Source organism: Bifidobacterium sp. LH_743 (assembly GCF_056355775.1).
In genome coordinates, this window is the sequence record NZ_JBKESZ010000004.1 from 84,605 (window position 1) to 105,166 (window position 20,562).

Below are 20,562 nucleotides of genomic sequence, written 5' to 3' on the forward strand. Positions count from 1 at the left end.
AAGGGAATAATGATCCATGGATCTCTATGAGTACCAGGCCAGGGAGCTGCTCGAGGAGCAGGGCATTCCGACGCCGAAGGCAATATTCGCCCAGAACTCCCATGAAGTGGCCGAGGCGGCCGACCAGATTGGTTACCCCAATGTGATCAAGGCGCAGGTGAAGATCGGACATCGTGGCCAGGCTGGCGGCGTCAAACTCGCCAAGAACCGCGACGAATCCATCCTCGCGTCCGAGGACATCCTGCCGATGACCATTCACAAGCACAAAGTCAGTGGTGTGCTGGTAGCCGAGGCCAAGAACATTCTCCACGAGTATTATGTCTCCATTTCCGTGGATCGGTCGTCACGAGACTTCGATGTTCTGGCCACCGCCAATGGCGGCACGGAGGTCGAGGAGATTGCCAGGGAGCATCCGGAATCCGTCAAACGTCTTCATATCAGCGCGCTTGAGGATTTCGACCTCGAAGCGGCCACCAAGATGGCCGCAAGCATCGGCTTCTACCATGCAGATGTCGATCAGGCCGCGCAGATTCTGCTGAAGATGTGGCGATGCTTCAAGGAGAACGACGCCACATTGGTGGAGATCAACCCGCTTGCCAAGATCGGCGACCCGGATGATGAATCCTCCAAGTCGCTGTGCGCGCTGGACGCCAAGATCTCCCTCGATGACAATGCGGCATTCCGCCATGACGGTTGGAAGCGTTTCGCGGATCCGGTTCACACCGATCCGTTCGAGCAGAAGGCGCGCGAGCACGGTCTGCATTACGTGCACCTCAACGGCTCCGTCGGCGTGATCGGCAATGGAGCCGGTCTCGTCATGAGCTCCTTGGATGCTGTCTCCGGGGCGGGAGAGGATCAGGGCACGAATGTCAAGCCGGCCAACTTCCTCGACATCGGAGGCGGCGCCTCCGCGGAAGTCATGTCGAACAGCCTTGAGATCGTGCTGTCCGACCCGCAGGTCGAATCCGTGTTCATCAACGTGTATGGAGGCATCACCTCCTGCGAGCAGGTGGCGAAGGGCATCCTTGAAGCTCTTGATGAGCTTGGCAGCAGCAAGCCTATCGTCGTGCGGTTCGACGGCAACGCGGCTGCGGAAGGCCTGCGCATCCTGTCCCAGGCCGACCGTGGCAATCTGCACGTCGCGCAAACCATGGAAGAAGCCGCACAACAGGCTGCGCGTTTCGCGGCCAACGGCAAGGAGGTTCGCTGAACATGGCACTTTTCATTGAAGATGGCGCTCCCGTCATCGTGCAGGGTATGACCGGGCATCAGGGTATGACTCATACCGCGCGTATGCTCAAGGCGGGCACCAATATCGTCGGCGGCGTCAACGCCCGCAAGGCGGGATTGGACGTTACGTTCCCCAAGGCCAAGGGTGGCGAGGATGCCACCATCCATGTGTTCGCGGACTGTTCGGAAGCCATCGCAGCCACCGGCGCCAAGGCAAGCGTCGTGTTCGTGCCGCCGCGTTTTGCCAAAGACGCCGTCGTCGAGGCCATCGAAGCAGGCATTGAACTGATCGTGGTCATCACCGAAGGCATTCCGGTCGCGGATAGCGCGTATTTCGTGGAGCTCGCACTACGCAAGGGGGTTCGCATCGTCGGACCGAACTGCCCGGGTCTGCTGACCCTGCCATCCTCCCCGGAGGCACGTGGATGCAATCTCGGCATCATTCCGGACGGCATCGTGTCCCGCGGCCCACTGGGACTGGTGTCCAAGTCCGGCACGCTGACCTATCAGCTGATGGGGGAGTTGTCCGACATCGGATTCACCGCATGCCTGGGTGCCGGCGGCGACCCCATCGTTGGCACGACGTTGCAGGAGGCTCTGGAAGCCTTTGAAAACGACGAAGCGACCAAGGCCGTTGTCATGATCGGCGAAATCGGAGGAAATGCGGAGCAGGACGCTGCGAAATGGGCTTCCGAACATATGACCAAGCCTGTAGTGGCGTACATCGCGGGCTTCACCGCGCCGGAAGGCAAGCAGATGGGACATGCGGGCGCCATCGTCTCCGGCGGCAAGGGCACCGCGCAGGACAAGAAAGAGGCTTTGGAGGCTGTCGGCATCCGTGTCGGGCGCACACCAGGCCAGACCGCTGAGATCATGCGAGAGGTGCTCGCTTCCCATTCGCTATGATGACGAACCTGAAGTATTGGCTGAAGGGGCTTGCCGTAGCGGCAACGTCCATGATCATCTATGCCGTTGCCTTCGGCTGCTATATGGCACTGATGCTTCTGGTCATTTCCATGGAAGAGGGCGGGGACAATCTTTCCGCCCTCTCCATTTCCCTGACTGAGGCGCTGATACTGCTCAGTCAGGGAACCGGCTTCAAGTCCGGTGCCATCACGTTGACGATCATTCCGTTGCTGCTCACGTTGCTGCTCATCGCACTCATCAGGCAAGTGGCAGGGCGTTTCGGCACGAATTGGCGTGGTTTCGTCTCCGGGCTGGCGCTTTGGGAGCTGATGAACGTCTTTTTCATGCGAAGCGTCGATGTTGGACTTGTCGACTCGATGATGACGATCATCGTCAAAACCGCCATCGTCTTCACGATTGGCTACGCCATCGCGGCGGTACCGCAGGCTGAACGGACAAGGGACTGCGTGGCATGGCTCACCCGGCACGTCTCGTCGCCAGTTCGCAGGACCGTGGCCATCGGCGCTGTATTGGGATTGCTGCTCGTTGCCGTGTATCTGGTCGTTGGATTGATCGCAGTTGTCTTTTGGGCGGTCAGCAACCAGTCGGCCGTGGCGAGGCTCTATGAGCTGTCCGGTATGCAGAACGGATCGCGTATCCTCACCACCATCAGCATGCTCGCGTGGCTCCCCAATCTGATGATCTGGGCTGTGTCCTGGGCTTTTGGAGCGGGTTTCTCCATCGGCGACCTGGCGGAGTTCACTTTATGGAGCGGCCAGGGGACAGGTCTTCCCGCGTTGCCGATATTCGGTTTGTTCCCGCAAGCGGTTGAGACGAATTGGGTGAGGATCGCGCTGATGTGCATACCCGTGGCGGCCGCGTTCGTGATGGGCATGGTCGTCATGCTGTTCAATAAGGGTTTCCATATCAGGGTAGGTGCTTCCGAACAGGACATCGATGTCAAACATGTCGTGATGAGTTTCGCGTATCCCATTGCGGCCTTCTCGATAGCAAGCGCTGTGGTGTCTGTGGTCTCCAGCCTGCTGTTCTCTGTGAGCGACGGAGGCTTGGGAACGAAGCATCTCGCGCACGTGGGCGTCGATGTGATCGCATCGACGCGCAAAGTGGGGCAACCGACCGCTATTGGTCTGTTTTCCGCATGGCTGCTGACGCTGGTGGCCGTATCCATATTTTTCGCCGTACGCTGGATGATAAGGCGTATCCGCGAGCGTGGAAGGGGAAGCGTAGTTTCCGATTCCACGAAAACCAGCCGTGAGGAAACACGTGCGTCACGTACGGTTGCCTCGAAAAACAACAACAAGGAGGATCAGGGTGACAACAACGAATCGACCGATACGACGGGCTCTGGTGTCAGTCTTCCATAAGGAAGGCATTGAGGTTCTCGCCAAGGCGTTCATCAAGGCGGGCACTGAGGTGGTTTCCACCGGCTCCACCGCGAAGCGTCTGGCTGAGTTGGGGGTCAAGGTGACCGAGGTCTCCGAGGTCACCGGTTTCCCGGAATGCCTTGATGGCCGCGTCAAGACTCTCGACCCGCATATCCACGCGGGCATCCTTGCCGACATGACCAATCCCGATCATGCCGCCCAGCTCGAGAAGTTCGGCATCAAGCCGTTCGACCTGGTGGTCGTCAACCTGTATCCGTTCGCGGACACGGTTCGATCCGGCGCCGACGAGGCCGCCACCATTGAGAAGATCGATATCGGCGGTCCGTCCATGGTTCGTGGCGCGGCGAAGAACAGCGCCACCGTCGCCATCATCACCGATCCGAACGATTATGCGCTTGTCGCCTCCCGCATCGAGAGCGGCGAGGGCTTCTCCCTCGAGGAACGTCGCTGGCTTGCCGGAAAGGCATTCGCCCACACCGCGGCGTACGACGCCACCATCAACGAATGGACCTCGAAGCATTGGACGAAGCCGGCCTCCATCCAGGAAACGGCCGCTGAAGATGAGACCGAGGTGAACGAATCCAAGTTCCCGGCCACGTTCACCCGCACTTGGGATCGCGCGCATGTGCTGCGCTACGGCGAGAACCCCCATCAGCAGGCTTCGCTGTACTTGGATCCGCTCGACCAGAACGGTTTCGCGCATGCCGAGCAGCTTGGCGGCAAGCCGATGAGCTACAACAACTACGTCGATGCCGATGCCGCATGGCGTGCGGTGTGGGATTTTGCCCCGCAGATCGCGGTCGCCGTGGTCAAGCACAACAATCCGTGCGGTCTGGCCATCGGAGCGACCGTCGCCGAGGCGCATAAGAAGGCGCATGCCTGCGATCCTATGAGCGCATACGGTGGCGTGATCGCAGCCAATAGCAAGGTCACCATGGAAATGGCCGAAAGCGTCCGTCCGATTTTCACCGAAGTCATCGTCGCACCTGACTATGATGCGGACGCGCTTGAGCTGTTGAAGACCAAGAAGAAGAACCTGCGTATTCTGAAGGTATCCGAGCCGCCGAAGACCAAGACCCAGTTCCGTCAGATCGACGGTGGTCTGCTGGTGCAGTCCACGGATCTGATTGACGCTCCGGGCGACGATCCGAACGCGTGGAAGCTGGTGTCAGGCGAACCCGCCGACGCCGAAACCGTCAAGGATCTGGTGTTCGCATGGCGTGCCATCCGCTGCGTCAAGTCCAATGCCATCCTCATCGCGCATGATCAGGCGACCGTCGGCATCGGCATGGGACAGGTCAACCGTGTGGATTCCGCGAACCTGTCCGTCGAGCGTGCCAACACGCTGGCCGACGGCGCCAACCGCACCAAGGGCGCAGTGGCGGCATCCGATGCCTTCTTCCCGTTCGCCGATGGCGCCGAGATTCTGATCAACGCCGGAGTCAAGGCCATTGTGCAGCCTGGCGGATCCATCCGTGACGAGGAAGTATTCGAGGCGGCCCGCAAGGCCGGTGTCACCATGTATGTGACCGGCACACGCCACTTCTTCCACTGAGTCATATGTCCATCACCTAATGTCAGTGGACATATGATGTTGTAAATAATGTGGTGTCCGAAACCACGTATCGGTTTCGGACACCATTTTTTAATATTATGATTACGCTTGTGTTCGTGTCTGGGCACACGTCCACACGTCGATATACATGCGAAAGGCCTGAGATATGAGTCATCCCTATGTTTCCGAAGACCATGAGGGCAAGCCTTGGTTCGAATGGATCGTCGCATCGATGGTGGTCGTGGCCGCGGTGCTGGCGATCATCGGATACACGAAGGCCGCCACCGTGGTGATCGCGGTGACGGCCATTGTTACGGGACTGGTTCGGCTCGTATTGCGTGAACGAAGTCCTTGGAAGGTGCGCTCAGTCGGCTTCGACGCTTTCATCGGCATCGGTCTGGGCGTCGGACTGATCATCCTGCTCGCCCTCGTTCCCGTCGGCATCGCCTGATGCGTCGTCGTCCATGGCGTTTTCAATCGCTTCGGAATCCTGCTCGGATTTCGGGGCGTTTTTCTTTGCGCCGATGATGGATACGACGATGGCTGCCAGAGCGACGATGGCGGCTGCGAGAATCGGGCAGATCCAGAAAACCCACAGCTGCTGGAGCGGCTCCTGGGAAAGACCCTGGTTCTGGGCGAAGATGGCGATGCCGGTGGCGCGCGCCGGATTCAGCGCGGCTCCGGTAACCGGATAGGTGATCGCGGCGCCGACGCCGTAGGCGAATCCCATCGCGATGGAGCGTTGGGTGTTCGACTTTCCGTTTGCGTCGGTGGCATTCAACGCGGTGGCGACGATGATGATGCCGGCGATGAGCTCGACGACAATGGCGAGGGTGATGCTGAAGGAAACGCCATAGCTACCGAGCGTGGCGTAGGAGACGGAGTTCTTGTCGAAACCGTTGATCACCGGTGTCATCCAGATCTTCAGCGTGACCTGTTCGGAGGTCGGCAGCAGGAAACGAATCGCGGCGCCTGCGCCGATGCCGCCCAGAACCTGGGCGATGATGTAGAGAATCCCATCGAGCACGCGGGTCTTGCCGACAAGCATCGACGCGATGGAGATCGCAGGGTTGAACTGGGCTCCGGAGACCGCACCGAACATCATGGTGACGGCGGCATACGCCAATCCGGTCAGTGGCGCGATGAACGCCATGTTCACGCCGTAGATCGCGGAACCGAACGTGCAGATCGAGTAGATGGCGAAGCAGACGATGAAGCTTCCAACCAGTTCCGCGCCGATGCGCAGGGCCAGTGGCTTGCTTTGTTCTTCCTCTGTTATGGACGTTGCTTCAACAGCAGTCATAGTCTTTCCTCTGTCATATAGTAGGTAAGTTGCGGTTTCTGAAAATCGCCGAACGACTGCCATACTACCAGCAGTCCCTATAAGTATTATCCGGCCACGTTGGGAGAACGATGCCAAACGCATATTCCCGCGCCGCCAAGGCGCACAATCATGACAATGAGGGCATTCGCCTGCAGAAGCTTCTTGCCCAGGCGGGCTTCGGTTCCCGTCGCAAATGTGAGGAAATCATAACCGACGGTCGCGTCGAGATCGATGGCGAGCTGGTCACCGAACTCGGCACCCGCGTCGATCCGAAACATCAGGAGGTGCGTGTCGACGGTTCCCGCGTCCGCGTGAACCCGAACCATGTCACGCTTGCGTTGAACAAGCCGAAGCGCGTGTTGAGCGCCATGGAGGATCCCAAGGGACGTTACACCCTACGCGACATCGTGGGAGACAAGTACGAGCGCATCTTCCATATGGGTCGTCTGGACTATGATTCGGAAGGCCTGATTCTCATGACGAACGATGGCGAGTTGAGCCAGCATGTCATGCACCCCAAATATGAAGTGGAGAAAACCTACATCGCCATGCTGGAAGGCCGTATCAGCGGCCAGGTGTGCCGTCGTCTCGTCACGACCGGTGTGAAGCTCGATGATGGCTGGATCAAGCTCGACCGCTGTGCGATTCTTGACGCCAATCGGGAAAGCACGCTGGTCAAGGTTGTGCTGCATTCCGGCAAAAACCGTATTGTGCGTCGTATCTTCGGCTCGATTGGTTTCCCGGTGAGGCGCTTGGTGCGCACCCAGATCGGTCCGATCAAGCTCGGTGATTTGAAGAGCGGCACGTACCGTGTGCTGTCGCAGACCGAGGTCCGCTCCCTGTCCAAGGCGGTGGGCCTGTGATCCGCGTAGCAATCGATGGCCCCGCCGGCGTCGGCAAGTCCTCCACGTCCAAGGCATTGGCCAAATATTATGGCTTCGCGTATCTCGACACGGGAGCCATGTACCGTGCATGCGCCTGGTGGTGCATGCACAAGGGCATCGATTTGGATGCCGAGACGGTCGATGAGCAGCTCATCACCGAGACGGTGGGGGAGTTCTTCACCGACGGCCATTTCGACATCAGCGTCGATCCGGACGATCCGAAGGTGTATGCCGACGATGAGGACATCAGCGAGGCGATACGTTCTTCCGAGGTCTCCTCGCATGTGTCCAAGGTATCGAACATCATTCCGGTCCGCCACGTCCTGATCGCCGCGCAGCGCGCCTACATCGCACGCGAGGCATCCTCCGACTCCTTCTCTGAAGGTTCCGGCGTAGTCGCGGAAGGCCGTGACATCACCACCGTCGTCGCTCCCGATGCCGAAGTCCGCGTCCTGCTCACTGCCCGTGAGGAAGTGCGCCAGGCTCGCCGCAGTGGACAGGCCACCTCCGGTGTGGGCGCGGAGAACGTCGCGGCCCGTGATAAGGCCGATTCGAAGGTCACGAATTTCACTTCCGCCGCGGAAGGTGTGCTGACCGTCGATAATTCCGACCTCGATTTCGGCGAGACGCTCGACGTGCTGATCCGCATCGTCGACGACGCCATCGAGGAGCAGGAATACCGTCAGTACGTTTCCAACCTCGAAGGATACGACCTTGACGAGGGCGATGAGGCTCTGATCGATGGAACAGCGTTCTCCGGCGGCGAACGTCAGAATGGGCCGAAGCCGGTCGGAGTGCTCGCCGTGGTGGGGCGTCCGAACGTAGGCAAATCCACTCTGGTGAACCGCATCCTCGGCCGCCGTGCCGCCGTCGTGGAGGACACGCCGGGAGTGACCCGTGACCGTGTGAGCTACGACGCGGAATGGTGCGGAACCGATTTCAAGCTGGTCGACACAGGTGGTTGGGAAGCCGATGTGGAAGGCATCGAATCCGCCATCGCATCCCAGGCGCAGATCGCGGTTCAGCTGGCCGACGCCGTGATTCTCGTGGTGGATGGTCTCGTCGGTCTCACTGACACTGACGAACGCATCGTCAGAATGCTACGCGCCGCCGGCAAGCCGGTGACGCTTGCCGTGAACAAGGTCGATGATCGCGAAAGCGAATATCTGACCGCCGAATTCTGGAAGATGGGTCTGGGGGAGCCGTACGGCATCTCCGCCATGCATGGCCGAGGCATCGGCGAATTGCTGGATGCCGCGCTCGATTCGTTGAAGAAAGCCGAAAAGACCTCCGGTTTCCTTACGCCGTCCCATCTGCGCCGAGTGGCGTTGGTCGGTCGTCCAAACGTCGGCAAATCGTCCCTGTTGAACCAGTTGGCCCATGAGGAGCGTAGCGTTGTCAATGATCTGGCCGGCACCACGCGTGATCCGGTCGATGAGGTCGTCACCGTCGACGGTGAGGATTGGCTGTTCATCGATACCGCCGGCATCAAACGCCGCCTGCACAAGCTGTCCGGCGCGGAATATTTCTCATCGTTGCGTACGCAGGCCGCCATTGAGCGTTCCGAACTCGCCTTGGTGCTGTTTGATGCGTCCCAACCAATCTCCGATCAGGATCTGAAGGTCATGAGCCAGGCCGTGGATGCGGGACGATGCATCGTGCTCGTATTCAACAAGTGGGATCTGATGGACGATTTCGACCGTCAGCGCATGGAACGCCTGTGGAAAACCGAGTTCAACCGTGTGACCTGGGCGCAACGTGTGAACCTGTCGGCGAAGACCGGATGGCATACCAACCGGCTGGCCAACGCCATGCGCGGAGCTCTGGAATCATGGGACAAGCGTATTCCGACCGGCAAGCTCAATGCGTTCCTTGGTAAGATTCAGGCGGCGCATCCGCATCCGCTGCGTGGCGGCAAGCAGCCTCGTATCCTGTTCGCCACCCAGGCTTCCACCCGTCCGCCGCGTTTCGTGATCTTTGCCACAGGTTTCCTTGAGCACGGCTACCGCCGTTACATCGAGCGTTGCCTGCGCGAGGAATTCGGCTTCGAAGGATCGCCGATCCAGATTTCGGTGAACGTGCGCGAGAAGAAGAAGCGCAAGTAGCGTCAGTAATCGCGATGATGGGGCGCATGCCATGGGTTTTCACCGGGCATGCGCCCCATCGTTTTGTCAGAACAGCGGACGCTCCTCCGAGTCGCGTGCCTCGAGAAAGCCGGTGACCGCTCTACGGGCGAGCGAGCTTAAGGAGATTCCATCCTTTTTGGCCTGTTCGCGTGCCTTACGCCCCAACTCATAGGGCAGCTTGATCTTCCACTCATCGCCGAGCTGTTCGCGTCCGCTACCCTGTTTGGGCATACGCCCAAGGCCTACTGCGTCGGAGCTCCCGTCAGGATGATCACGTTCGAGCGCCCTGCGGGTCAGCTCGGTGAGGGTGATGCCATCATGTCTGGCCCGTTCCCGCGCCCGCAATCCAAGCTCCCGCGGCAGGCGAATCTTCCACTCATCCTCGGGAAGCGTCGAATCGAAGACATGCGCGAATCCGTCGACGTCATCGAATTGAGGTTGGACTTCGCTTTGATCCAAATCGAATCACCTCTCCAAGCGTTCGCGGCTTGCATATCTCGCTGATTTTTCAACCGTAACAAGTCCTCGCGACGCGTCGAACGTATTAATCCACCTTACGAAGAACGTGTTGACAAAAGGAAAACGTCAGAACATGACGCTTCATTCCCGGTCACATTGTGTCCGTTCCACATACGATATGCCAAGCATGCTCCTATACTCGGCCATATGTTGTTCCAAGCCGGATCGTTGCTACTCGTCATCATCAGCGTCTATCTGCTCAAACGCATCCACATCTTCTCGGACAAATCCTATAAAGTGGTGCAGGGCTTGGTATTCAACCTCACCCTGCCTTGCGCCATCGTGATGAGCTTCGCCACGAACAAGCATCCGATGAACCTGCTGTGGCTGGTGGTGTTCGGCCTGTTCGCCTGCATGATCCCGTTGTTCATTGTGTACTTCGGGTCGCATGGCGATGAGCCGCGGTATCGCGCCTACCAGATGCTTAATGCGTCCGGATTGAACATCGGCGCGTTCTGTCTGCCGGTGGTACAGACCTTCATGGGGCCGAGCGCCGGTCTGCCGGTCATCATGCTTGATATCGGCAACGCCATCATAGCCACCGCCGCATCCCTGACCATCACCCGTTCGCTGCTGCATCTGGGAAGCCCGACCAAAAACCTGCCGTTGAGCCTGAAAATCAAGAACATCGCCCATGACTTCTATTCGTCGATTTCGTTCGATTGCTACATGCTCATGCTGGTGTTCATGTTCGCCGGCTGGAGTGTGCCGCATAGTCACGCTCATCACACCGTTTGCCAACGCCAACGCGTTCGCCGCGATGGCCATGATCGGTCTCATGATGGAGATTCCCGACAATCACAAGGACCGTTCGGAACTGGGCAAGGTCATCGCATGGCGTTTCCTGTTCAGCATCGTCATCGCGTTGGCCGCTTGGTTCCTGCTGCCGCTTGACGAGCGTGTCCGCGAAATCGTGGTGTTGGCCGCATTCGCTCCGGTGACGATCTTCTCCACGAAATTCACCGATTCGCTGACCGGCAACGCCAAGCTCGCCGGCTTCTCGCTGACCGTCACCGCGGTCATCGGATTGGTGATTATGACGGTTCTGCACGCGGTGCTGCCGGTGGCGTGATTTCCTGTCACACGGATTCGGCGCCGAGGCGATTTATATGCGGGGATTGGCGATGATTCGTTCGATTTCGGCCAGGTTGGACGCGAAATAGATGCCTTGCTGCCGTTCGGCGGTGGAGAATCCCGCGTCCACCATCCGTTGCAGGAAAGCCCTCATATCGTTGTAGAAGCCGTTGAGATTATAGAAAACGCACGGCTGGGACAACTGTCCGAGGCAGATTTTCGACACGACCTCGCTGATCTCCTCCAAAGTGCCCGTGCCGCCGGGAAAGGCGATGAACGCATCGCCAAGCTCGATCATGCGCGTGCGACGCTCGGTGATGTCCGGCACTATGACCAATTCGGTCAGTCCCGCGTGCGCGACACCTCGGTCCGCGAACATTTGTGCCTCTATGCCGGTTACTTTGCCGCCGTGGGACAGCACGGCATCGGCGATATTCGCCATCAACCCCTCGTTGGATCCGCCGTACACCAGACGGTTGCCGCTGTCCGCGATCCATGCGCCCAATTCCTCAACGGCTTTCTTGTAGGACGGATCATTGCCTTCATGCGCGCCGAGATACACGGTGATGTTCATGTTTCCTCCTTGCCGGTGGGCATGTCGTGACTGTGAAGGCCCGCGCCGTGCGGCACCGACGTTCAGACCAACGCACCACTATACCCGCATGCTTCCGTGTTCCTGCGGCTCTCCGTCCGGTCAACGCATCACAAGGCCACCGTCGACATGCAGGGTCTGGCCGGTGATGAACGCCGCGTCATCGCCGGCCAGCATGGCCACGGCTCCGGCAATGTCATCGGCGGTGGCGAGTCTGCCCATCGGAGTGGATTTGATGATTTGTTCCCGTACGTCCTCGGTGGTGGCCCGACTTGAATCGGTGCCCACGGTGAGACCGGCGGCGATGGCGTTCACGGTCACGCCCCACGCGCCTGCCTCCTGCGCCAGAGAGCGGGTGAATCCGACAAGCGCGCCTTTCGCCGCGGTGTAGTCGTGGTATGGGACGATGGGGGAGTCCACGAGGTTGCTGGAGATGTTGATGATGCGTCCGCCCGCCTGACGTCTCATCTGTGGCAGCACCGCCTCGCATGTGTTGTACGCGCCTTTGAGACAGCCCTCCAGCTGTGCCGCGTAATTGTTCCACCCGATCGCGTCGAAGGTCCTGCGGTTGCGCGGATCGAACGAGTAGTGCGCGAACGCGTTGTTGACGAGAATGTCCAATCCGCCGAACGTGGTGACTGTGGTGGAGACCATGTCCCGTACCTGTCCGGCGTCGGTGACATCGGCCTTGCAGGTGATCACGCGTCCGGCCGCATCGCAGTCGTCCATGATATGTCGCGCGCATTGTTGCGCGCGCTCGTCATCGCTGACATAGTCGATGACCACGCATGCTCCGGCTTGGACCAGACGTCGCGCGATGGCCGCGCCGATGCCGCGGCTCGCGCCCGTCACCACAGCCACACGTCCATCCAATGGCAGAAGATCAGAGTGCTGCATGGGAATTCCTTTCGATTCGAGGAAGAAGTTTTTTACGGGATGACATGGATGGAATCACTCGACATCCATGTCGAAACCGTCGCAGTACACGTCGGTGTTGCGTTCGATGTCGACCGCATGCACCAGATCAAGCAGATTGAAGCCGCCATCATGATGCCATCCAGATTTCGCACGATTCATCTCGCCAAGGGGACATATGCGATCGATGCCCATGGCGCCGACGCGCTGCGCAACCGCAAACAGCCTGTCCGGCTCCAATGCCACGCCACAGGTCTGCAGCCATTGCGTGTAGGGACGCAAAACCGGCAGCGCGTCCTCCACGTGATCCACCGCCACGACATTGATGGTGCGGTTCAACGGCGTGGAGAGGGAATCGGCCATGCCGACCGACGGATAGTACAGTACCGTCCAATCGGTGTCCGAACGTGATTGGATGACGAACGGGTCGTCCGACGCCATGGAATCATCATCGGATTCGCAGGCGCCGGCCAGCGGGCCTGCACCCAGCATCAGGGCTTTCATCTGCACTGCCGAACGAAGCCGCTGGATGGCCAGTGATTCCTCCTCGGAAGGTGTGGAACGGGGATATTTACGCTGTTGGGATTCCAGTTCGCAGGCGAGCAGTTCCGCGACATGGGCGGGAGGCACGGCGCCGCCGCGTTCCACGAACATGGTTTGCGGCGCCAGACAGCTCTGCTGATCATATGTGGCGACATCGATCGCCATACGGTGCACGGTATCGGCATACAGATCCGCGCGAAGAGCCTCATGACCGATCAGGGCGAAGCCGATCTTCGCGCCGTAGCTCAGGAATGGCTTGCCGGCACGCACACGAGGACGAATCGCCTCGGTGGTATGCGAGGAGCCGTATGCGATCACCGCGTCCGCCTCGTCGATCGCAGCATCCTCCAAATCCACTGTGCCTCCATGCCAAGGCACAATCGCCATCGCATCCGCCATATCGGGATCGACACTTGCCAGGGAACGGGCGAACAGCACCGGCATCAGCGGCTCGTCGAACGACGATTTGCCGAGAATCGAGCTTTTCGTCAACAAGGACATCGTCATGCTCCATACCGGAATGCCCGGCACATTGCTGGAGAACACATGGAACGACAGTTCCGGACCGTACAGGCGAGTGTATCCGCCCGAACGGTTCGGACGGTACTCGTCGAGCATCTGCGGGCAATCCAATTCGTCATCCACGAAACGCAGCAGCTCACGTCTGCGGAACATACGCATGTACCGTTTCAACTCGATACGCACCATGGAAGCGTCATAGCCGGTGATTACGGGAATGAGACGTTCCGCGAGCCTGCGTTCCGAGTACGATGGGTCGGTCCACAGCTCGACCGCCTGCGCGATGGCGTTCACGATCCTATCCGTGGAATATCGTGCCAGCGTCCCCTCGCGATGCCGACGTACCGAATCAGCCAGCGCATGCACCGTGGAAGCGTCAAGACGGGGGAAACGCAGCGTCACCGCATCGCCGTCAGGCAACGAAACGTCTCGCGTGTCGAAATCGGAGAACGCGAAATCGCGAGGCGCGTGGAAAACATCAACGACATTCATGCGTTGGCCGCCATCACCTCGTCGACGGTGATCGAGCAGCCGCGCGCCTCGGCACCCTTCGCACGGCCATTCAACTCATAACCGTGTTCCGTGCGCACGCCCAGATCCTCCGTCAGAATCGCCAGACAGGAATTCCAATTCGCCAGATCGTAATGCGCGATCACACCTTGTTTTCCATCGGCTACCGGCGTGAGCGTGGCCGGATCAAGGAACACCGAACGTACCCATGACGGTGTCTCCTTCAGATAATTCGACGATCCATCCGTGTAATAGGACAGGATGTTCTGATCGTAGATCTGGGAGCTCAGCTCCGTCATGCCGTACATGTTCACGCAATGCGTGCGCCGCACTCCGAACACGCGTCCGAACGCCGCATACAGGTCGTCGACGGTCATATCGGTGCGGGTGCTTTTGAAACCGCCCGTGTCGAATATGCGCGAATCGGCTGCGAGACGATAGGCCTTGCCCTGCTTGTCCAGATAATCCAGCAGATACAGGTAGGCCGAAGACGCGCCCATCAGCATCACCGGCTCATTGTCGGCTGAAGCCTTGTCGAGGAAACGCTCGACACCGGTGAAATCAAGACCATCCTCATGGAAGAAGAAGCCACTGCCGTCGGCGCCGCACTCCTGAACGGCACGGGTCAGATACCGTGATAGCGACGAATGCTTGTTCATATCCCATGCGGGGGAGAGCACCGCGATGCGGATGCGCTCGCGGTCGGGCATGATGAAATGCCTGAACGGCACGATCATCGATTCGTCCCATACCTCAAGATCGGGATGGAAATTGCGGCCACGTTGACCGGGATGCGTGGTGCCGCTGGTGGTGAACACGGCCTCGCAATCATTTTCCGGCACGGAGGTGAGCGTCAGCATCTTGAAGCCGTCGACCGGCATGGGCGGAATCCGCATCCAGCTGGAGAGCGTCTGCGGAGTCACGCGTTTGGACATGCAGTAGGCGCGGTAGGGGAGATTATGCTCGAACTGGAAGGAGAAGATGCGTCTGGCCAGCTTGTCGAACGCATCATCCGGCGCTTTGTCGCAACCGTATCGTGATATGAAGTCAAGCACTTCCCGCTTGATGTCCGCCTTCTGCTCGTCGAGTGTTGCAGATTCCTGCGATTGCTGTGCCTCCATGTGGTGTCCCTTTCGTATGTCCTTATATACAATTCCGATGCCGTGGCTGTGCCGATTATTCCGTTTGATTCGTGCGTTCCGCCGTCCTTGCACGTCGTACGATCATATCCGGCAGATCGATGATGAGCGCCTTGAGAATCACCACGCTGAAGGCTCCGACCAGGATCGAGTTCGAGAAGAACACATGCGCTCCGCCCTCGAGTCCGCTGAGCGCGTTCGGCAGGGCGATGCCGAGCAGTAGGGAAAGCCCTATCACCACTTGGTTGCGATCGTTGCCTTCCACTTTGCGCAGCGTGTTGAAGCCGGTGCTGATAAGGCTGGCCGCGGCCGGTAGGAAGATGCCGCCGATCACAGGGGACGGGATAAGAGAAAGTACCGCGCCGGCCTTCGGAATGAATCCCAGGACCACGAACACCACGCCTGCGATGATCACCGGCACACGGGTGCGTGTCCTGCCTTCGTCGGTGACCTTGAGCAACGCGACGTTTTGCGGATATGCGGTGGTGGTGAAGCCGCCAATCAGCGAGGAGATAGCCGATCCCGCAGCCTCGCCGGCAAGCCCATAGCGCACCTGGCGATTCTCAAGCTTCGTGCCCTGAATCTCCGTGGCGGCCTGATATACGCCGAGCGCCTCCATGATGGCTACCAGGTATGCGATGAGGAAAGGCACGAAAACGGCAGCGTTGAAATCGAAACCACCATATGGCATGAATTTTGGCAGACCAAGCCACGGCTTGGACGACACTTCGGAGAAATCGGCCATGCCGAACGCCAACGACATCGCCGTTCCCACAACCAGCGCGATCAGATACGACAACGCCTTCGCCATGCCCTTGCCGAATTGCGAGAGCGCCACCACCAGAACGCAGGTGACGATGGAAACAGCCAGCGTTTTCGGTTCGGCGAAACCCTTGTCACCGGGTGCGCCGCCAAGGAATTCGCTCAACGTGAAGCTCGACAGCGACACACCGACGAGGAAGATGACCACGCCCGACACGATCGGGGCGAACAGGAAGCGCAGCCTCTCGATCACGCGTGTCAGGCACAGCACTAGGAAAATCAGCGAGCTGATGAAGATGGACGTGCCCGCCGCGGCAAGCGACCCAGCCGTTCCCGCTGCAATCATCAGCGCGTCGAACGCGGCCGAAGGACCCTGCACGATGGGAAGACGTACCAGCTTGGTGGCTTGGATGAGCGTGACCAAGCCGGACACGATGAAAATGGCGTTCACCATATTCGAAGACAGCGCCAGAGGAAGACCGATCGCTCCGGCCACGAACACCGGGTCGAGCCATACGTTCGACACGAGCACGTGTTGCAGGCCGAGCAGGGCGTTTTTAGGCGTGAGCCTGCCGGAAGTGCCCTTATCTCCGGTTGCCACGGATGCGGCCCCGTCCTGCGACCGATTCGTGGATTGTGATTGCTTCGCCGTCGGCGATGGCATTGTGCTGGCCATGGGCATCCTCCGATTTCCGTGTTGCCGCTTTCGTATGCTGCGATGATTCGTCGAGACACAGAAGGCGCGCTTGCACGGAGCATGGCCATGCATGTGACCGGTACCATCCCTACGCAGGCATTATCCTGATCAGGTTGAAGGGTTCGGGCCTTGCCCGTCTCAGCCGCATTCGGCGCCCCTGTAGTCGAAAGTCCAATGGTAGCGTCACCGTCCAACAAGACAAGGCGACGGATGGTTTCCCCGCGTGGTGCCGATGATGGGAATGCCGTCCGTCGCCTTGTCTTGCCGCTCTTGTCTGCTTAGGCTGTCCTTAGCCGTTTCGCTTTCCGCGTCGCCTGATCGGCGCCAATTCGAACACCTCGTCCGACGCTTTGGCCACTTCCGGACTGTGCGTCACGATGATGACGCAGCGGTTCCCATCATGCGCGAGCGCTTGGAAGATGCCCATGATGTCGTCCTGGGTGGCGAGGTCGAGGTTGCCGGTCGGCTCGTCCGCCACGATGATGGCCGGATCGTAGCTGAGCGCCCGGGCTATCGCCACGCGCTGCTGTTCGCCGCCGGACAGATGCAGGATGCGTTCGTTGGCGTATTCCTTGGGTAGATGCACTTGCTTGAGCAGTTCGTTGACTATGTCCTTCTTCGGTCTGTCGAAGGATTTGCCGGACGCGTCCATCGACAGGATGACGTTCTCGGCAACGGTGAGGTTGGGCAGCAGGTTGAAACTTTGGAATATCACGCCGATATCGTGGCTGCGGAAACGATAACGGTCCCGTTTGGCCAGATCCTCCCCGTCGATCAGCACCTTGCCCTCCGTGGGGACGGCGAGACCCGAGATGAGTGAGAGCAGCGTGGTCTTGCCCGCTCCCGACGGTCCGGTGATGGCATGCACCTTGCCGGCATGGAAGTCATGGCTGATGTTCTTCAGCACGCGTTTGCCGCCTTTGGTGTAGGCATAGCTGACGTCGTCGAGGCGGAGTGTCGGCGTATCCGTGGTTTTCGTTGTCATGGGGAATCCTTTCGGGAAAAGATGTGTGGTCGTGCGATCAGGAACGGTCTGCGAGAATCTGCAGCGGCTCGTAGCGCAGTACGAACACCACCGCTACCAGTGCCGCGACCAGTGTCAGTCCCAGTCCGACGAGCAGCAGTTGCCCGACCACCTTGAGATTGACGGTCGCGTTGACGGAGGAGACATAGTCCACGGCGCGGCCCATCATGCCAGGTCCGCCCTGCGTCCGCCGCTGGGACGCCCCGCCATTGTCGTTGTCGGTCGCCGCGGAGCCGTCGCCGGAATCGGAACTGTTCTTGGATTCGTTGGAATCGCCAGGCTTCGTCATATCCCTGCCGAACTGTTCGCGCTGGCTGCTCTGCTGCGACTGCTGCTGCTCGACCTGGCTGGCAAGCAGCTGGTTGGACACCGGCACGGACGCGGCCGCGCCAACCCCCGCTCCTATGGCAAGACCGATCATGGTGACGATGAGCAGTTCCAATGTGAACTGCGCCGCCACCTTCACCTTGTTCACGCCGATGGCGGTGAGCACGCCGATCTCGTATTTGCGCTCGCGTACGTTGAGCAGGGTTATGACCACCAGCACGACCGCGCCGACGGCCAGCACCACGATCAGCAGCGTCAGGGCGAACTTCGAGAGGTTGTTCAATGGCACCAGGCTGGATTCGTAGTTTTCCACATCCGCGGAGGAAACGGTGTAGTCACTGCTCAGGCCTGCCTTTTTGGCGTCTTTGGCGAATGTCTCGTAATCGGATTTGCTGGAGCATACGTAGGTGTAGCTGAGCTGGGCGGCGGAATCGGAATCGGCGTCGGCATCAAGTCCCAGTGATTTCAGCGTGGACGCGGACGTGTAGATGGCGTTGGCCGGGTCGGAGGCTGTGGAACGCATCGGCCCTCCCATCTGCTGGGACGAGTCGGTGGAGTTTTTGTAGATGCCGACGATGGTGAGCTTGTAGGTGGTGTCTGAATCGTTGGTGTCGGACACGGTGACGGTGTCGCCGACGGAGAGGTTGTTGAAATCGGCGAGCGATTTGGAGATGATGACATCGCCATCGCTGTTTGCGCCGTATCCGAACACTTTGCCGTCCACCATGGTGAAGCTGCCGTTGGACGCGTTGGACACGGCCTCATCGGACGAGAAGCCGACCAATGAGAAATCGCCGGATACCATGGCTCCTCCGTCTTGACCGGACATGCCGCCACCGTCGCTCATCTTGCCGTCGGGCGGAGTGGATTGGCCATTCTGCTTGCCGGAAGCATCCGTGTCGTCGGAGCCGTCGCCGGACTTCTTGGCATTGTCGGAGCCGCTTGATTCGGACGAATTGTCCGAATCGCTGACCGGCTGGAAATTGTCGGTGGCGGAAAGCCCCGTGGTCTCCGTGTAATACGTGGATTTAACGGCCGAGGACGCCTTCGCGTATTTCTGGTAGTCGGCGAGTGAAAGCTGTTTGTCGGCCAAGGCGGACCGCATCGCATCGAAGTCGGGCTTGCCGTCGGTTTCGGATGAATCGGACGAGTCGGAATCCGTTGTGGCCTGCTGTCTCGATTCGTTGATGAGTTTGCTTCTGTCGAGGATGATCTGAGCGGTGACGGTGGTGTCTGCCAGACCGTTCGTTCTGGCGGTGGTTGCGGCTTGACGGATGGAAAGACCGATTGTGGCGGCGGCCGCGATGATGGTAACGATGACGATGATGAGAATGTTGCGGCCCTTGTTGCGGGTGACGCTTTTCCACGCGTTCCTGAGGACGAACATGGTGGTTTTCCTTATGTCTTATCGGTTGATGGTTCGCGCCGCTCGCGATCGGCGTTTAAGCCGATGGTAAAAACCGTATCTTGGCGTACGGCAGAAAGATGCTTTGCCGACGCTGGAACGTGACTGGGTGTTTGCTGAATGCCTCAAAACATGACATGTCTGCGCCTCAAACCGCTTCGAAGGTGTTAGGCTAATGCGCATGCCAATTAAATCCGAAGTCATTGCAAACCCGAAGGCGGAACGTATCCGCAGGGTCGCTGAACTCGCCGACCGCAAAGGACGCAAACGTTCCGGACGGTTCATGGTGGAAGGGCCGCAGTCGGTGCGCGAATTGCTTGCCTGGCATCCCGACCTGGTCGAGGACCTGTATGTGGAGGTCGTCTCCGCAGAGCCGGATGCGACCTTCATCACCCCGATCGCGGCGCAGATGGCAGGGAAGGCTATGCAGGCCGGCGCCTATGTGCATAAGGTGACGCACGATGTCATGCGACGTATGAGTTCCGATGCGCAAGGCGTGCTCGCCGTCGCCGACATGCGTGCTTTCCTTGATTCCGCCGTCATCGATGGAAACTCGGACGAGCATACGATGGTCGCGGCGTTTTGGCAGGTGCGAGACCCGGGCAATGCCGGCACCGTCATCCGGTCCGCCGATGCGGCCGGTTGCGCAGGCGTGGTGCTGGTCGACGATTGCGTGGACATCTTCAATCCGAAGGTGATTCGTTCTACGGCCGGTTCGCTGTTCCATCTGCCGGTCGTCACCATGGGCACGGACGAATATTTCGATTGGTGCGCCGAGCATGGACTTGCCGTCTATGCGGCCGACGTATATGGCACCGACGCGCGTCCGCCGGAACCGCTTACGGATGTGCTCGCCGTGCCGCAATCGCTTTCACAGGCCAAAACGGTGCTTTTCGGCAATGAGGCTCGCGGATTGGACAAGGATGTGTTGGAACGTGCGGACAGGATCGTGTCGATTCCGATTTACGGCAAGGCGGAATCGCTCAATCTCGGCACCAGCGCGGCGGTGATGCTGCTGAGCTTGGCTATGTCGAGTCGTATTGAAAGAATGTGAAGTCGTAAAAACGTTGGAATTGCGCGTTTTGTGCGCAAAGCAAACGGGTAA

19 protein-coding genes and 1 riboswitch are annotated in these 20,562 nt (G+C 59.4%); of the genes, 10 read left to right on the top strand and 9 right to left on the bottom strand.

Features of this window, described 5'->3' with window-relative positions:
- The first annotated feature begins 16 nt into the window (after nt 1-16).
- From sucC to AC1ATL_RS06680, 5 genes are all read left to right on the top strand, one after another.
- Nucleotides 17-1,210: an ADP-forming succinate--CoA ligase subunit beta gene (gene sucC, locus AC1ATL_RS06660; protein WP_026645949.1), complete on the top strand. Its 1,194-nt coding sequence runs from the start codon at nt 17-19 to the stop codon at nt 1,208-1,210.
- A gap of 2 nt (nt 1,211-1,212) precedes the next feature.
- On the top strand, nt 1,213-2,136 hold the full coding sequence (gene sucD, locus AC1ATL_RS06665; protein ID WP_476569481.1) for a succinate--CoA ligase subunit alpha: 924 nt from the start codon (nt 1,213-1,215) through the stop codon (nt 2,134-2,136).
- Nucleotides 2,133-3,521, top strand: coding sequence for a cell division protein PerM (locus tag AC1ATL_RS06670; RefSeq protein ID WP_476569483.1), 1,389 nt, complete (start codon nt 2,133-2,135; stop codon nt 3,519-3,521). The genes sucD and AC1ATL_RS06670 overlap by 4 nt, the downstream gene beginning before the upstream one ends.
- Nucleotides 3,469-5,097, top strand: a complete 1,629-nt coding sequence (gene purH / locus AC1ATL_RS06675) for a bifunctional phosphoribosylaminoimidazolecarboxamide formyltransferase/IMP cyclohydrolase (RefSeq protein WP_476569485.1) — start codon at nt 3,469-3,471, stop codon at nt 5,095-5,097. The genes AC1ATL_RS06670 and purH overlap by 53 nt, the downstream gene beginning before the upstream one ends.
- Before the next feature lie 166 nt (nt 5,098-5,263).
- Nucleotides 5,264-5,548, top strand: a complete 285-nt coding sequence (locus AC1ATL_RS06680) for a DUF3017 domain-containing protein (RefSeq protein WP_476569487.1) — start codon at nt 5,264-5,266, stop codon at nt 5,546-5,548.
- On the opposite strand, the gene AC1ATL_RS06685 is transcribed toward AC1ATL_RS06680, so the two are convergent.
- Nucleotides 5,462-6,400 (bottom strand): MIP/aquaporin family protein, encoded by a 939-nt coding sequence (locus AC1ATL_RS06685; protein ID WP_476569489.1) that lies wholly within the window; start codon nt 6,398-6,400, stop codon nt 5,462-5,464. The genes AC1ATL_RS06680 and AC1ATL_RS06685 overlap by 87 nt on opposite strands.
- A gap of 110 nt (nt 6,401-6,510) precedes the next feature.
- Here AC1ATL_RS06685 and AC1ATL_RS06690 point away from each other — a divergent pair, with 110 nt between their 5' ends.
- Both AC1ATL_RS06690 and der read left to right on the top strand, forming a co-directional pair.
- Nucleotides 6,511-7,284 (top strand): pseudouridine synthase, encoded by a 774-nt coding sequence (locus AC1ATL_RS06690; RefSeq protein ID WP_476569491.1) that lies wholly within the window; start codon nt 6,511-6,513, stop codon nt 7,282-7,284.
- The gene (gene der, locus AC1ATL_RS06695; protein ID WP_204442161.1) at nt 7,281-9,410 is read left to right on the top strand and encodes a bifunctional cytidylate kinase/GTPase Der; all 2,130 of its coding nucleotides are present in this window, start codon (nt 7,281-7,283) and stop codon (nt 9,408-9,410) included. The genes AC1ATL_RS06690 and der overlap by 4 nt, the downstream gene beginning before the upstream one ends.
- Nucleotides 9,411-9,476: 66 nt before the next feature.
- Here der and AC1ATL_RS06700 read toward each other — a convergent pair whose 3' ends face one another.
- The gene (locus AC1ATL_RS06700; RefSeq protein ID WP_204442162.1) at nt 9,477-9,890 is read right to left on the bottom strand and encodes a hypothetical protein; all 414 of its coding nucleotides are present in this window, start codon (nt 9,888-9,890) and stop codon (nt 9,477-9,479) included.
- 207 nt (nt 9,891-10,097) lie between these two features.
- On the opposite strand from AC1ATL_RS06700, the gene AC1ATL_RS06705 reads away from it, so the two are divergent.
- Together AC1ATL_RS06705 and AC1ATL_RS06710 are read left to right on the top strand one after the other, a co-directional pair.
- On the top strand, nt 10,098-10,844 hold the full coding sequence (locus AC1ATL_RS06705; RefSeq protein WP_476569493.1) for an AEC family transporter: 747 nt from the start codon (nt 10,098-10,100) through the stop codon (nt 10,842-10,844).
- Entirely contained in the window at nt 10,816-11,022 is a 207-nt protein-coding gene (locus AC1ATL_RS06710) for a hypothetical protein (protein ID WP_476569495.1), read from the top strand. Before AC1ATL_RS06705 ends, AC1ATL_RS06710 begins: the two co-directional genes overlap by 29 nt.
- A 33-nt stretch (nt 11,023-11,055) precedes the next feature.
- Here AC1ATL_RS06710 and AC1ATL_RS06715 read toward each other — a convergent pair whose 3' ends face one another.
- From AC1ATL_RS06715 to AC1ATL_RS06745, 7 genes are all read right to left on the bottom strand, one after another.
- Nucleotides 11,056-11,598, bottom strand: a complete 543-nt coding sequence (locus AC1ATL_RS06715) for an LOG family protein (RefSeq protein ID WP_204442164.1) — start codon at nt 11,596-11,598, stop codon at nt 11,056-11,058.
- Nucleotides 11,599-11,718: 120 nt separating this feature from the next.
- On the bottom strand, nt 11,719-12,513 hold the full coding sequence (locus AC1ATL_RS06720) for an SDR family oxidoreductase (RefSeq protein WP_217062222.1): 795 nt from the start codon (nt 12,511-12,513) through the stop codon (nt 11,719-11,721).
- A gap of 54 nt (nt 12,514-12,567) precedes the next feature.
- The gene (locus tag AC1ATL_RS06725) at nt 12,568-14,085 is read right to left on the bottom strand and encodes an acyl-CoA reductase (RefSeq protein ID WP_476569498.1); all 1,518 of its coding nucleotides are present in this window, start codon (nt 14,083-14,085) and stop codon (nt 12,568-12,570) included.
- A complete protein-coding gene (locus AC1ATL_RS06730) occupies nt 14,082-15,224 on the bottom strand; it encodes a LuxE/PaaK family acyltransferase (RefSeq protein WP_476569500.1) in 1,143 nt (380 codons plus the stop codon). The genes AC1ATL_RS06725 and AC1ATL_RS06730 overlap by 4 nt, the downstream gene beginning before the upstream one ends.
- A 55-nt stretch (nt 15,225-15,279) precedes the next feature.
- Complete coding sequence (locus AC1ATL_RS06735; RefSeq protein WP_476569502.1) at nt 15,280-16,680, bottom strand: solute carrier family 23 protein; 1,401 nt, start codon at nt 16,678-16,680, stop codon at nt 15,280-15,282.
- 90 nt (nt 16,681-16,770) lie between these two features.
- Nucleotides 16,771-16,870: riboswitch (TPP riboswitch) on the bottom strand.
- Between the two features lie 120 nt (nt 16,871-16,990).
- Nucleotides 16,991-17,686: an ABC transporter ATP-binding protein gene (locus AC1ATL_RS06740; protein WP_476569504.1), complete on the bottom strand. Its 696-nt coding sequence runs from the start codon at nt 17,684-17,686 to the stop codon at nt 16,991-16,993.
- A 37-nt stretch (nt 17,687-17,723) separates the two neighbouring features.
- Nucleotides 17,724-19,439 (bottom strand): ABC transporter permease, encoded by a 1,716-nt coding sequence (locus AC1ATL_RS06745; protein WP_476569506.1) that lies wholly within the window; start codon nt 19,437-19,439, stop codon nt 17,724-17,726.
- Between the two features lie 199 nt (nt 19,440-19,638).
- Here AC1ATL_RS06745 and AC1ATL_RS06750 point away from each other — a divergent pair, with 199 nt between their 5' ends.
- The gene (locus AC1ATL_RS06750; protein WP_432622591.1) at nt 19,639-20,511 is read left to right on the top strand and encodes a TrmH family RNA methyltransferase; all 873 of its coding nucleotides are present in this window, start codon (nt 19,639-19,641) and stop codon (nt 20,509-20,511) included.
- The last annotated feature ends 51 nt before the right edge of the window (nt 20,512-20,562 follow it).

Excerpts from the sequence above, each read along its gene's own strand:
- AC1ATL_RS06705 (WP_476569493.1), top strand. The coding sequence starts at position 10,098 with ATGTTGTTCCAAGCCGGATCGTTGCTACTCGTCATCATCAGCGTCTAT.
- AC1ATL_RS06730 (WP_476569500.1), bottom strand. The coding sequence starts at position 15,224 with ATGGAGGCACAGCAATCGCAGGAATCTGCAACACTCGACGAGCAGAAG.
- AC1ATL_RS06740 (WP_476569504.1), bottom strand. The coding sequence starts at position 17,686 with ATGACAACGAAAACCACGGATACGCCGACACTCCGCCTCGACGACGTC.
- sucC (WP_026645949.1), top strand. The coding sequence starts at position 17 with ATGGATCTCTATGAGTACCAGGCCAGGGAGCTGCTCGAGGAGCAGGGC.
- AC1ATL_RS06685 (WP_476569489.1), bottom strand. The coding sequence starts at position 6,400 with ATGACTGCTGTTGAAGCAACGTCCATAACAGAGGAAGAACAAAGCAAG.
- AC1ATL_RS06745 (WP_476569506.1), bottom strand. The coding sequence starts at position 19,439 with ATGTTCGTCCTCAGGAACGCGTGGAAAAGCGTCACCCGCAACAAGGGC.
- AC1ATL_RS06735 (WP_476569502.1), bottom strand. The coding sequence starts at position 16,680 with ATGGCCAGCACAATGCCATCGCCGACGGCGAAGCAATCACAATCCACG.
- AC1ATL_RS06690 (WP_476569491.1), top strand. The coding sequence starts at position 6,511 with ATGCCAAACGCATATTCCCGCGCCGCCAAGGCGCACAATCATGACAAT.
- AC1ATL_RS06680 (WP_476569487.1), top strand. The coding sequence starts at position 5,264 with ATGAGTCATCCCTATGTTTCCGAAGACCATGAGGGCAAGCCTTGGTTC.
- AC1ATL_RS06715 (WP_204442164.1), bottom strand. The coding sequence starts at position 11,598 with ATGAACATCACCGTGTATCTCGGCGCGCATGAAGGCAATGATCCGTCC.
- AC1ATL_RS06750 (WP_432622591.1), top strand. The coding sequence starts at position 19,639 with ATGCCAATTAAATCCGAAGTCATTGCAAACCCGAAGGCGGAACGTATC.
- AC1ATL_RS06670 (WP_476569483.1), top strand. The coding sequence starts at position 2,133 with ATGATGACGAACCTGAAGTATTGGCTGAAGGGGCTTGCCGTAGCGGCA.
- sucD (WP_476569481.1), top strand. The coding sequence starts at position 1,213 with ATGGCACTTTTCATTGAAGATGGCGCTCCCGTCATCGTGCAGGGTATG.
- AC1ATL_RS06725 (WP_476569498.1), bottom strand. The coding sequence starts at position 14,085 with ATGAATGTCGTTGATGTTTTCCACGCGCCTCGCGATTTCGCGTTCTCC.
- AC1ATL_RS06720 (WP_217062222.1), bottom strand. The coding sequence starts at position 12,513 with ATGCAGCACTCTGATCTTCTGCCATTGGATGGACGTGTGGCTGTGGTG.